General features: G+C 30.8%; 13 protein-coding genes. 1 reads left to right on the top strand and 12 read right to left on the bottom strand.

The features are described 5' to 3' along the window. Position 1 precedes the first annotated feature (1 nt). Positions 2 to 1681: a sensor histidine kinase gene (locus tag Tmeso_RS02255; protein ID WP_099187825.1), complete on the bottom strand. Its 1680-nt coding sequence runs from the start codon at positions 1679 to 1681 to the stop codon at positions 2 to 4. 53 nt (positions 1682 to 1734) lie between these two features. Next, positions 1735 to 2430 carry a DUF1361 domain-containing protein gene (locus Tmeso_RS02250; RefSeq protein WP_099187824.1) on the bottom strand — a complete coding sequence of 232 codons (696 nt, stop codon included), beginning with the start codon at positions 2428 to 2430 and terminating at the stop codon, positions 1735 to 1737. A 242-nt stretch (positions 2431 to 2672) separates the two neighbouring features. Here Tmeso_RS02250 and Tmeso_RS02245 point away from each other — a divergent pair, with 242 nt between their 5' ends. Further along, positions 2673 to 3692 carry a threonine aldolase family protein gene (locus Tmeso_RS02245; RefSeq protein WP_099187823.1) on the top strand — a complete coding sequence of 340 codons (1020 nt, stop codon included), beginning with the start codon at positions 2673 to 2675 and terminating at the stop codon, positions 3690 to 3692. Positions 3693 to 3762: 70 nt separating this feature from the next. Here the strand turns inward: Tmeso_RS02245 and Tmeso_RS02240 are convergent, their stop codons facing one another. The 10 genes from Tmeso_RS02240 to ortA all read right to left on the bottom strand — a co-directional run bounded on the left by Tmeso_RS02240 (position 3763) and on the right by ortA (position 13124). Next, positions 3763 to 4185, bottom strand: coding sequence for a hypothetical protein (locus Tmeso_RS02240; RefSeq protein ID WP_099187821.1), 423 nt, complete (start codon positions 4183 to 4185; stop codon positions 3763 to 3765). A 16-nt stretch (positions 4186 to 4201) separates the two neighbouring features. Next, on the bottom strand, positions 4202 to 4831 hold the full coding sequence (locus Tmeso_RS02235) for a hypothetical protein (protein ID WP_099187819.1): 630 nt from the start codon (positions 4829 to 4831) through the stop codon (positions 4202 to 4204). After that, complete coding sequence (locus Tmeso_RS02230; protein WP_099187817.1) at positions 4828 to 5055, bottom strand: helix-turn-helix transcriptional regulator; 228 nt, start codon at positions 5053 to 5055, stop codon at positions 4828 to 4830. The genes Tmeso_RS02235 and Tmeso_RS02230 overlap by 4 nt, the downstream gene beginning before the upstream one ends. 260 nt (positions 5056 to 5315) lie before the next feature. Beyond that, positions 5316 to 5819 carry a peptide deformylase gene (locus tag Tmeso_RS02225; protein ID WP_099187815.1) on the bottom strand — a complete coding sequence of 168 codons (504 nt, stop codon included), beginning with the start codon at positions 5817 to 5819 and terminating at the stop codon, positions 5316 to 5318. 261 nt (positions 5820 to 6080) lie between these two features. Next, positions 6081 to 7169, bottom strand: a complete 1089-nt coding sequence (gene orr / locus Tmeso_RS02220) for an ornithine racemase Orr (RefSeq protein ID WP_099187813.1) — start codon at positions 7167 to 7169, stop codon at positions 6081 to 6083. Between the two features lie 12 nt (positions 7170 to 7181). Continuing rightward, on the bottom strand, positions 7182 to 8558 hold the full coding sequence (locus tag Tmeso_RS02215) for a GlmL-related ornithine degradation protein (RefSeq protein ID WP_187296205.1): 1377 nt from the start codon (positions 8556 to 8558) through the stop codon (positions 7182 to 7184). 54 nt (positions 8559 to 8612) lie between these two features. Then, a complete protein-coding gene (oraE, locus tag Tmeso_RS02210) occupies positions 8613 to 10832 on the bottom strand; it encodes a D-ornithine 4,5-aminomutase subunit OraE (RefSeq protein WP_099187809.1) in 2220 nt (739 codons plus the stop codon). A gap of 161 nt (positions 10833 to 10993) precedes the next feature. Next, positions 10994 to 11380, bottom strand: a complete 387-nt coding sequence (locus Tmeso_RS02205) for an ornithine aminomutase subunit alpha (protein ID WP_099187807.1) — start codon at positions 11378 to 11380, stop codon at positions 10994 to 10996. A 3-nt stretch (positions 11381 to 11383) separates the two neighbouring features. Further along, positions 11384 to 12811, bottom strand: coding sequence for a 2-amino-4-oxopentanoate thiolase subunit OrtB (gene ortB / locus Tmeso_RS02200; protein WP_099188198.1), 1428 nt, complete (start codon positions 12809 to 12811; stop codon positions 11384 to 11386). Between the two features lie 4 nt (positions 12812 to 12815). Further along, positions 12816 to 13124: a 2-amino-4-oxopentanoate thiolase subunit OrtA gene (gene ortA, locus Tmeso_RS02195; RefSeq protein WP_099187805.1), complete on the bottom strand. Its 309-nt coding sequence runs from the start codon at positions 13122 to 13124 to the stop codon at positions 12816 to 12818. Positions 13125 to 13134 lie beyond the last annotated feature (10 nt).

Genomic DNA, 13134 nt, shown 5'->3' with positions numbered 1-13134 from the left:
ATTATTTCCTCTTTCCTTCACGATATATTATAAAGCTTATTTTTGTCCCTTTATCGAGTTTTTGTATATCAAGGCCTTTTCCATATATAAGCCTTACTCTATTGTGCACGTTTAAAAGTCCAATCTTGTTTTCCTTCATGTTTCTCTTATATATGTTTTTTATTATTTTCTCATCTATGCCAATACCATTATCTTCTATAGATATTTCAACGTTATCATCATACGTTTTTTGAACTTTTACCTTTACACATCCACTACCTGTTCCCTTTATTATTCCGTGTTTTATAGAATTTTCTACTAAAGGTTGTATTATAAGACTTGGAACTTTTATTTCTATACTCTCATCTATATCATATACTACATTTAATTTATCTCCAAATCTAGCTTTTTCTATTTCAACATAAGCTTTAACTTGGTCTAGTTCCTTTTTTATATCAACACATGATTCACCTATCTCTAGGTTGTATCTAAGATAAGTAGATAAGTTTATTATAAGTTCTCTTGCTTTGTCAGGATTTACCCTTATAAATGACACTATAGTATTTAGTGCATTGAATAAAAAATGAGGATTTATCTGAGCTTGCAAAGCCTTTATCTCTGCTTTATTTGTCATCTCTTTGAGCCTTTCTATTTTAGCTATTTCAAGCTGAGTCGATATTATCTGAGAAAGACCAATTGCTAAGGTTTCATCTTTAAAAGTTATACAATCTTCCTTATTATAATAAATTTTTAGTGCTCCAACTACAGATTCACTATCCTTCAAAGGCATTATTATAGCAGATTTCAATGGACAATTTGCATTCGGGCAATCTATTTGTATATGAGTTCTAAGTATTACTATATCGCCAGTTTCTATTACCTTCTCAGTAGCACGAGTCAATACCTTCTCACCATCTATATGATGATCATCTCCATCCCCTATATGAGCTAATATATACTTTTTATCCGTTATAGACACAGCACTAGCTCCTACACTTTCTTTTATAACTTTACATATTTGTTTTAAAGAATCATTAGTTATATTTCTGAAATAAGGAAGAGTCTTGTTAGCTATTTCAAGAGCTAATTTTGCTTGCCTTGCAGCAATCTCTTCTTTTTCTTCAAATATATTCTCGGTAATTAATATTACGATTCCTATACCTATTCCATTAACTAGGGTCATTGGTATATATATCTTCTTAACTATTAAAAGAGCTACTGTAAACGGTCTTGAAAGCAATAGAATAAGTCCCATGCTTATACTTTCAACTAGTATTCCACCTAAAATTCCGTATATCCACCTACTCTTATTAGTTGCTTTGTTGTATATAATTCCCGATACTATACCTCCAATTACTGTACTTACAAAACATGGGAAAGCAGTTATTCCTCCTATGTCTATCAAGTATCTATGAAGCCCTGCTATTATACCTGATAATATTCCAACAAACGGGCCGCAAAGTATTCCCCCTGCCATAACCCCAATTATTCTAGTGTTTGCTATAGCACCTCTAACATCTGTTCCTATATAAGTTCCAAGTACCCCAAACGTACCAAATATAACAGATAGTACAAAGAGATCTCTATATGTGAATTCATCTTTTTGTATTATCTTCTTAAAGCTTTTTATCTTTGATATCATAAAAGCAATTAAGACTACATATCCTAGATTGTTTATAAGATTTTTTAATAGGTATATCAAATTATCATCTCCAAAATAATTATTGACTATAATTATATCAAAAAAACAACCCTTTATTCAGGATTGTTCTTAAAATTTATCAAACTATACACAAGTACATAAGTAAACAATAAAACCATTCCAAACATCAAAGAAAAATATATAGCTTCGAGTTTAAAACTATTTACAATGTATCCAAATAACTTCATAGGATTTGATACTATATCCCAGCTATTAAATCTAACGAATCTGCCCAAATATATCCCGTATCCAGCAAGAAAAGATACAATACTTACGAATATCCAAGATACAAAACTATTAAACTTATCTTTAACTATTATCTGATTTAAATATAAAGATGCTACACCTAGTAGGTATCCTATCAAAGCATAAAACGCTATAAGTATAAAGTCATACCATATCCAAAAGTTCCTTTGAAATTCCAGAGTGTCTTCTATTTTGAATATATATTTTGATGTACTTATATGTATAAAATCAGTTATTATATAAGGAGAATTAGGATAAAATAACAACCATATGCACATACATATAAACATTACTATATTGTTTATATGTCCCCTACCTTTATAATATCTATTATGTACTATCAAAGCAAACATAAATGGTATCCAGGCTAAAAACAAATTCCAAATGTATATAATATATTTATATGTGTTGAGTCTATAACATCCATTTCCAGCCATAACTACAGCCATCATTGTAACTAAGAAAAACACACTAAAAATCCAAGTTAATTTTTTATTTATCACATTTTACCTCCTTGTAATATCTAGGTTATATTTCCAAATCTAGATTATCATATATTTGTAAATTTATCTATAAACAATTCATATCACCTACATCCGATAGCACTTCAATTATTCTATTAATTGCTTTTATCCCTTACTATTTTATTTAATTTGATTTAAAACTAGTTGAAAATTCTTCTATTTTTATCTATACTGTAATCAACTGAAAATTCAATAATTTCATATACTAAAGGAGGATTATCATGTATAGCTTTAAAAATGACTATAGCGAGGGTGCTTATCCAAAAATTTTAAATGCCTTAATAGAGTCAAATATGACTCAAGAAGAAGGATATGGATATGATAGACATACCCAAAATGCAGTTTCCAAAATAAAAAATTTAATACATAATAAAAACGTTGATGTTCACCTTATATCTGGAGGAACTCAAACAAACCTTACAGCAATTGGAGCTTTTTTAAAACCTCATGAAGCTTGTATATCTACTAATACAGGTCATATTGCAGTTAATGAAACTGGAGCAATTGAATATACAGGGCACAAAGTAATTACAGTAGATTCAGATGACGGAAAAATATATCCAGATAAAATTGAAAACATATTAGATTCTCATTCAAATGAACATGTTGTAAAACCAAAGCTTGTATATATTTCTAATCCAACAGAACTAGGTACAATATACACAAAAGAAGAACTTAAAAACCTTAATGAATTTTGTAAATCCAATAACCTTATATTATATGCAGATGGAGCACGATTAGGTTCTGCTATTTGTGCTAAAGGAGCTGATTTAACGTTATCTGATATGTGTAATTTTACAGATGCATTTTTTATTGGTGGAACAAAAAACGGAGCCCTCCTTGGTGAAGCCTTAGTAATAAAAAATGAAAATTTAAAAGAAGATTTTAGGTATCATATAAAACAAAAAGGAGCATTACTTGCAAAAGGAAGACTTTTAGGAATTCAATTTGAACAATTATTTACTGATAATCTTTATTTTGAACTTGCAAATCATGCTAATGAAATGGCTTATCTTTTAAATGCTGGTCTAAAAGAATCTAATTGCAAGTTTTTAATAGACTCTCCAACGAATCAAATTTTCCCTATCTTAGAAAATAAAATAATAGAAAGACTAGAGCAAAAATTTAATTTTTATACTTGGAAAAAAATAGATAATAATCATTCTGCTATCAGATTAGTTACCTCATGGGCTACTAAAAAAGAAGCTGTACTTGAATTTATAAATGAATTTAAAAAATAAATTAGAATTAAAATAGTCAACCGTTTGGTTGACTATTTTAACTATATATTAAATTCTCTTTATAATAAATTTATGTAATGTTGTTTTTTTTGTATATATAATCTAAACTGTACTTTTCTTTTTTCTTTAACCATGCTATATCCATGAAGTAAATGCCAAAAGATACCCCAAAAGCAGTTGAAATCAAACTTAATAAACTACTATTTGATATTTTAAAATAATTACAAATATAATTAAGTAGACTAAGCCCTAAAAATGATTTAATAAATCCTATTGATCTTTTTTTCAAATTTCCTTTTTCTAACTTTCTTATATTAATAATAATTATAATTCCTATATATATCGGGTATAAAATCATACTTCCTATTAATATAATCAAAGTTTTAGTATTAATCCAATTTTCTATTCCCGTAAACATACTTAAAAATAATACCCCAAGCTGCATTAATACTATTCCAGTAATCATTTTCGGAAGATTTATATTTTTGTTCATCGAATCTCTCCTCTTTTTATATGATGTTCATCTTTTTACAAGTAATATACACAATACCCAGTCCCAGAATAACCATATAAAATAAATACATAGTCTTAAAATCCTTATCTATTTCTTTTTTTACTTTCTTATACTCCTCAAGATTAAGTTTTTTTCTTTTTGGAAGTGATGGTATTATCAATGTGAATAATATTGCATTTAAAAATAAAATTAATTCATCATATCTAATAAATCCTGTATTATTTTCAAAAAGTTCAAATTCAAATAACATACTTATTGTTGCTAAAATACTTATAGTAATTGAACTATAGATTAATATATTTATTATACTCTCACTTTTTATTTTGGCTTTAAAATTAAAACCCTTTAGATATATATAATATACTAGTAATGTTAGGATACACATTTCTTCAATTATATGAAAAATCACATTGATACTAATATCTTTGCGTCCTAAAGAAATTGAATATAAGGTATATCCCAATAATGCTATTATATTAATTACAGATGATATTTTTAATGCATTATTGAATGCAAATTCCTCTAGTTCATCCTTATCCATCAAAGCTAATAATAAAAATACAGCACTCACAATAGTTGCTAGTACCGACTGCATCCCGATTAATTGTTCTCCCATATTAATCATTCCTCTATCTCCTCCAGAATTTCAAAAATTTCATCAATAGTCTTATCAAAATATTTAGATATAGCAAAAGCAAGTTTAAGTGAAGGATTAAAAGTACCTCTTTCAATTTCCAAAACAGTACCTCTGTTTATCCCCAACTCTATAGCTAAATCCTCTTGAGTTAAATTTTTTTCAGTCCTGAGAAGTTTTATTTTTGTATTAAATAACTTTTTACGTTTTGCCATAAACCTCCACCTCTTATATATAAGATACTATTTTTGTTGTATATAGTCAACATTTTGTTATATATATAAATCATTCATTATATTAATTTTATCCGAAAACTAAAAGTTCAACTGTAGTAAAAACTCTATATAAATTAAGTTTAACTTTATATAGTAATATGAAATACAATATTTTTATCAAAAAAGAACTCATAATTTCTGAGTTCCTGTATTAAATAGCTGTAATATTTATTTTTTAAAATCATCATTTCTTCTTATTTCTAAAAACATCCGGCCTTATTTTTATTTATTCTAAATGACTTGTTATCAATTGCCCTTTGAACAGCCAATATACCATCAAGGTGGTCATATTCATGTTGTATTAATTCTGACAAATCCCCTTTAGGTTCTAATATACAATCATTCCAATCCAAGTCTTTATAATAAACTTTACACTTTTTATATCTATGTAGTTTTACCTCTAGCCCTGGGTAACTCATACAATCATCCCACATTTCAAACTTTTCACCATCAACAAACTCAAGTCGCGGATTTATTAAAACTATTGAGTTATCATCAAAATTCATGTATATTATCCTATAAAGCTCATTAATTTGAGGTGCCGCTATTGCTCTTCCAAATCCATACTTTTCTCTAAAATTCATCATCGTATCATGCAAATCTTTAACAATTTCTTCAGCTTTATTAATTTCATCTTTTGAAATTGCTCTACACACCTCATATAAATTTTCATTCCCTAATAACAGTATGTCTTTTATAGCCATTCTTTCCTCCTCCTATTTTATTATAATAGTTTAAATTATATTAATATAATATACACATGTTTGTTACTTACTTTTAGATATATTTTAACATAATTTACCTATTGTTACTTCACTCAAATATAGATAACACATTAAAATGATACTTATTAAAATTGGAGTAAATCATATTTAATAGATTAACAATATTTTAATAAGTATCATTTTTCGTTTAATTTTTATGACACGATAAAAAATAGCCAACCCATTAAGGTCGACTATCCTCTATACATTCTCTGATAACTTTTCTTCACATTTAAATACCTTATTTACATATTCACTAGTACTAGCTGCCATTAATGCACCGTATTCAAGATTAAATTCTATAGTATCTCCTACCTTATACTCTTTATCACTGTCTGTAACATCAACTATTAAATGATCTGAGCTTGCTCCTAATATTTCTTGTTTTGGATCAACCGTACTCATTCCATCTACATTGGTATCCTGTTTTCCTATTCCCACTATTGCTCTTTTTCTAATACCCTTATCTTCATAGTGTGGCTTATTTCCAAATGCATCTACTCCTATCTCTCCTATTGGTATAGATGGTTTTTCTTTAAGTTCTACAATCTCACATACTAACTTAAATGCATCTTGATAAGCCCCTTTTATATCTTGAGAATAAGCCGTTTCCTTTCCAAGAGCTATTGCCTCCCCAAGTCTTAAGTTAGTAACTCTATCAGGCATCTCACCTTTATCTAGCAGGTGAAGTGAACTTGAATTTCCCCCTGATATAAAAGAAAGCTTAATATCGAATTTTTCTTCTATTTTTTCTCCAAGTTCACATAGTCTTCCTAAGTTATCTTTTGAAGGTATTACAGCTCCATAGCACGTTAAATTTGTTCCAAGTCCAACAAATTCTATGCTATCAAGCTTTAAAATTTTTCTTATAACCTCAAATAGTTCCTCTTCTTTAAAATAACCCTCTCTTAAATCTCCAAGATCTACCATTAAAGCTATTTTATGCTTTTTATTTAATTTTTCACAAATTTCATCTATCTTTTTTATAACTTCAAATTCAGAGTTAAGACTTATATCTGAATACTTTACTACATCTTCAATTTCTGTAAGCATAGGTATTCTTATAAGTATTTTTTCAAGATTTATATCTTTTAGCTTTTTTAGGTTCTTTATTCTAGAATCAGCTATATACTTAACTCCACTATCCTTTATGTAATCTACAATTTCAGGAAAAGCACAATATACTTTGGTGACTACAGCCATTTCTATATTATTTTTCATACATTGTTTACTCAGTAAACTCACATTATGCTTTAATTTGTCTAAATTTATCTCTATTCTCGGATACAATACTATTCCCCCCTATATTCCTAAACTCTTCTTCATAAGAAGTAATGCAGATTTAGGATGTCTCTTAGACAAAACTCCTAAAGACGCCATAATATAATCATTATCAACTAGTATTTTGGCTTCCTCAGATGGAAATAACTTCATTTTTGTTGTATTTGATTTTGCTATTGACTCCATTATTTTAACCCTTAAAGGTAGCCTAGTCAAGGCTCCTCCAGTACCAACTATATACTTAACTTCTGTTAGGTCTTTTCCTTCAGCTATAGATGTTCTTCCTCCTGCACCATATAAATCTCTAACTCTACCTGCATGTCTTTCACATGCTCGTAGTGTCGCTTCTTGTGTTAACCTTTCAACGAATTCTATTTGTTGTTTAGTTTTCGGTATAGGAACATGATTGTCTATTAAGTCTTGAAAATCACACCCCAGTTCTTTAGATAGTTTATCTTTCCCTATTAAATCAACTATGTTTTTCATATTTATATATACTCCTAAATCACCTTCTACAGTTCTTTTTGCTAAAGGTTCTGGACTTAAAAGTATTCTATTTATTTTCTCACTTCCGTCTGTTACCGAATGTAAATCTGTCGTGGCTCCTCCTACGTCAAACACTATCAAATCTCCTATTTCTTCATAAAGTAGTTTTGCACTCTCCATTACAGAGCCAGGAGTAGGTATAATAGGACCATTTATTATTTCTCTAACATGTTCCATTCCGGGTGCATGTATTATATGCTCTTCAAAAGCATCCTGTATTACTTTTCTAGTTGGCTCTACATTTAATAAATCTATCTTAGGATATACATTATCTACTATATAAAGTTTTGATTTCATACCCTCAAATATTAGTTTAATTTCTTCTTGATTTTCTATATTTCCTGCATAAATAATAGGGATATCAAGATTCATATTATTTATAAGTTCTGCATTATAAATAGCTGTATCTCTTTCTCCAAAGTCTACACCACCAGCGATTAATATTATATTTGGACGTGACTCTTTTATTTTTTTCAAATCTGTTCTTCTAAGCCTTCCAGACGTAACATTATGTACAATAGCTCCCGCACCAAGAGCTGCTTCTTTTGCAGCTTTTGCAGTCATATCGTATACTAATCCGTGAACTGTCATCTTAAGTCCACCAGCTGCACTTGATGTAGCAAGCATTTCTTCATATTCAATTTTATTCTCACCTAAGCTTTTGGCTAGACTATCTCTTGCTCCATTTAGTCCTATTCTTACATCACCTTCAAGAACTGAAGTAGGAGCTTGACCTTGTCCTATGAATTTAGGGTTATTTGTGTTTATATCATTAAATGCATTTACAACAGTAGTTGTGCTACCTATCTCTGCTACTAAAACATCTATTTTCACACTATTCCCCCCTTCCATATAATTTAATTGAGTTGTGCAATATATACTGCACAACTCAATTATTTAAATATTTTAAGCTTCTATTTGAGCTAATTTTTCTTTTCTCTTATTTACAAGGAATGTAGCTACATGTATTCCTCTAGCAGTCTTTCCAAAGCCTGCATCAATACCCTGCTTAACTGCTATTTCTGGAGTAACTTGAGTTCCTCCACAAGCTATCATAATTTTATCTCTAACTCCTTTTTCTACTGCATATTCATGTAATCTTTTCATATTCTTGTAATGAATATCATCATGACTTATTATAGTTGACGCAAGTACTGCATCTGCATTTAGCTCTATTGCTGCATCTACAAGTTTCTCTATTGGACAAGAAGTTCCTAAATATTCAACTTCAATTCCCCATTTTTCTATTCCACCATGCTTAATATCTATAACCTCACGAAGACCAACTGAATGCTCATCTTCTCCAACAGTTGCTGCAACTACCTTCATAGGTCTTTTTTCTATTTCACTCCAAAGTTCTTCATCACTCATAATCTCAGGCTCTGGTGGTATTTCAAGCTTACTTATATCAAGATCTGCATCTAACTTACCTTTTACTTGTACTCTTGTTCCCTCTGATGGATGCATCATTTCAACATGTATAACTTCAGGATCTTTAAGATTCATTTTTTTAGCAAATTCAATAGCTGCAAATTCAGCTACTCTACTACTAGTTGGAATGAATAACTCGACTTGAACTGTTCCATCAGCAAGCCATTCTACTTCAGGTTTAACAAAGTTTGAATTTCTGTACTTTTCATTTTCATCTAAACGACTAAATACGTTGTCATTTTCATCAAGTTCGTCTATGTAAACTATCTTCTCAGGATTTTCAAACGTACATCCTCCAATTAATGAAGATGGATTATCTATCGCACTCTCATCATATTGAGCAATGTTATTATATCCAAAGTGAGCAGTTACAGGTGCCATGTAATCTTCATCTCTTTCAAATACATATCCTGCACCTATTCCACCATTTATTTTTCTAGCTATTCCGTCACCATTTCTCTCAGGATACATTCCAGAATCTACGAAAAATCCCTTTTCTACTGCTTCAAAATATCCTCCAACCTCAATCATTTCTTCCATATAAAGAATAGCTCTTTCTTTTAATTCTCTAACTTTATCTCCTAAGTATCCATCCTTTTTAAGTTCAACCATATCAAGTAATCCATCAAGACCTACTAAAGTTTGCTTAGCTGTATCACATGCTTCTATGTTGTACATATGCCATGGCACATTTCTTCCCTCATCAGGAGTTATAGTCGATTGAATATCCGCTCTAGTAAGTTTAGATATCATCATATTCATAACATGAGTTACAGTAGCCTCTCTTGAAGAAGATGTAACGTACTTAGTATTTTGTTGAGCTCTCATTCTGTACTCATCAAATAACTCTCTTAATGCAACAGCATAAGGCAAATCGTACTTAATGCAAGGAACTGGAGCTGCTGATGGAGGTACAGTTGATAAGCATATATCTTCTTTTTTCATACCTACTTTATGTGAGAATATAGAGTTTAGAGCATGTTGTACCATAAGTTCTGGCATAACCTTCCAAGCATCTCTCGCAGTCGCATTTGCATTATGAGCACCGTCTATTTGCGCTATATCTGCCCAAACCATAATTTTCTTAGATTCAGCTGCATCAATATAAGATCTTATCATGTTTATATTTCTATATAATACATTGTACTGTGGATCTTGATGTGCTCCATTAACCCCTTCTTCTGCAAACATTACAGCTATATCAGGACCAGCTACTCCTGATACATAAGAATGGTAATTTATAGGTCTTCCTACTTCTTCTTCTATTAAATCAACAGCTTTTCTTTGAGCTCTAACTTGCTTTCTTGTAACAGGAATACCTCCTATACCTTGAGGTGATCCTTCTATTAATCCATCATAGTGAGATTGACCAGCCGTTCTAATAACCATTAAATGATCTGCACCATGCCATGCAGCCATTCGCATTCTTCTTATATCATCCTCAAATCTACCAGAAGCAATCTCTGTAGTTATAACTTCTTTGGGTTGAGGATCTAAATTTTCAAAATACCTAACAGCAGCTGGTATTCCTATTGAATTTTTAAGAGCAGGTGAACAATCAGAGTACTTATGTCCTCCCATTTCTATTTCTTTATTTTCTCTCCAAGTCCAGCCTCTTCTTTTAGGTCTATAGTTTTCTAAATCATCTAATATATTTCTTATATCTAATTTTTCATTAACATCTAGCTTTTTCATATTTTTTCTTTCCCCCTTTAATAGCTATAAAGTGAAACTTAATTCAGATGAAGTGTTTGTTTCATATGAATTTCTAGTTGCGTAAGTGCCCTGTGGGTAAACTAATCCAGAAGCTGTTAAGTTCTTATCTCCAGCCTTAAGAGGATGGAGTCTTAGAACTTTTAGCTTTCGGATACACTAGCTACAGCCTTGTCTTCTCCAAATACCTCAAGAGCATAATCCCAATACTTGCCCTCTATCATACTAAGACCTGCGTCTCTAATAGATAAGTTTTTATCTTTAGCAACTCTATAAACTATATGCCCAACTCCCTTTCTCATAAGATTTCTATCCATAGCACCATCAACTAAAGGCTTAGCTTCAAGACTTGAAAATCCCATTCTAAGAAGAACAGATCTTTCTACCGATGGAGTTGTGTTTTTTCTACCAAGATCTAGCAATGGATCTACTATTTTCCCAGCAAGTTCCCAAAATCTATCGTATAATTCTTGATCTGACAAATTAGCCAAATGTACTCTTCTTTCATTAAAATCATCTGCTCTTTTCAAAATTTACACCCCCAAATTTTCTTTTAAACAATTAACATTAAGGCTTTTTAATACTTCTTTTACAAATTCTTTACTAGACTTAGTATCTTTAGCTAAAAATTCTAAATCTAGTTCATTTATTTCAGTTGCATTCATTCTTTGTATACAGTTTTTTATATATGAACTCTTAATTTTATTTAAATCAAGATCCTTAATCTTAATCATAGATGGATGACTAGGTAGTATTATACTTTCTCCAGCAATCTCATCCTCTGGATTTCCAAACCTTATATCTATACCATTTTCTCTTGCAAATGCAAGTTGTGGTTGGATATGCTTTCCTGCTCCTGTATATTCAGTTTCCTGAACCACAATTATCTTATGCTCATCCATTTCTTGCGCTATACAAAATGCGGCAGCAAGTGATGTGTTCCCAGCAGGACCTCTTTCAAGACCTTCAAGTTGAGCTAAGGCTTCTGTCATATAAAATACCTCTCCTTGACTTACAGATACATATCTATCCATGTATCTGAGTGGTCTACCAGCGGATCTTGGAACATCTGATCTATCTGGATTTGTACAAAACGGTATTCCAAATCCAGTATGTCCTGTTGTAAAGGATTTTTTATTAAATTGAGTATCAGATGCCATATGAAGACCTTTTAAATTAACGCTAGCTCCTACAACCTTAGTATCAAAAGCTCCAGCTTTAATAAGTCCTCTTGCTGTACCAGTTAAATTCCCTCCACCTGCATTAGTACAAACCACAACATCAGGATCTCTTCCTTCTTTTTCTCTAAATTGCATACTAATCTCATATCCAAGGGTTTCAACTCCTCCAATTCCAAATGGAGTATATAAAGATGCATTGAAATATCCGGTTTCTTCTAACAATCTTAAAAATGTATAAAACAGTTCAGGTCCTACACTCAACTGAATAACCTCAGCACCATAAGCCTCACATTTTCTAGCTTTTTCTATAATTTCAGGCTGTCCTTTTCCCTGACTATCATAGCATTCTTGAACTATAATACACTTAAGTCCTTGCATAGCAGCTTGTGATGCAACCGCTGCTCCATAATTGCCACTAGTTGCAGCAATTACACCTTTATAACCTAATTTTTTAGCATGGTATACAGCATTCGCAGCACGTCTTGCCTTAAAACTTCCAGATGGGCTAGATGCTTCATCCTTTACAAATATTCTTGCTCCTTTTCCTTTTGCTGAACACTTTCTAGCAAGCTTAGTTATATTTTTAAGCTCTATCAAAGGAGTATTGCATATTGCTACACCCTTTTGAATATTTTGCATTTCGTCCAAAGTATAGCCTGTTTCTCTCATCATTTTTTCATAGTTGAACTCTACAGTTCCTGATTCAAATAATTCATAATCTATTCCAACAGCATTTTTCATTATTTCATTTTTTCTAGACATTACACCTAAATAACTCATATCTTTATTCACAGTCTTCACCTCCGAATAAAATATCTTTTAGCTGAAGACCTATTTGTAAAAGTTCAGGAACACACTTTCCATAATCATGCTTGTAATATGGGTTTATTTCTATAAGTTTGCCCTTAACTATTCTTTTAGTTATAGTAGTTATTTCAACTTCATCATTTATGGATGCATCATTATTTAAAAATCCTTTCACCCACATTTCAAGAGGTACTTTTTTAGTATCCTCTGGAACCTGTGGCGCTCTTTGATCTGGGTTTAATATCACATTATGAACTAAAACCCAATCTCCCTTTTTAGCATTCATTTAATTCACC

The organism is Tepidibacter mesophilus, from assembly GCF_002724055.1.
Classification (GTDB): domain Bacteria; phylum Bacillota; class Clostridia; order Peptostreptococcales; family Peptostreptococcaceae; genus Tepidibacter_A; species Tepidibacter_A mesophilus.
The sequence above is the reverse complement of the archived record's forward strand: the minus strand, read 5'-3'. Positions and strand labels throughout refer to the sequence as shown.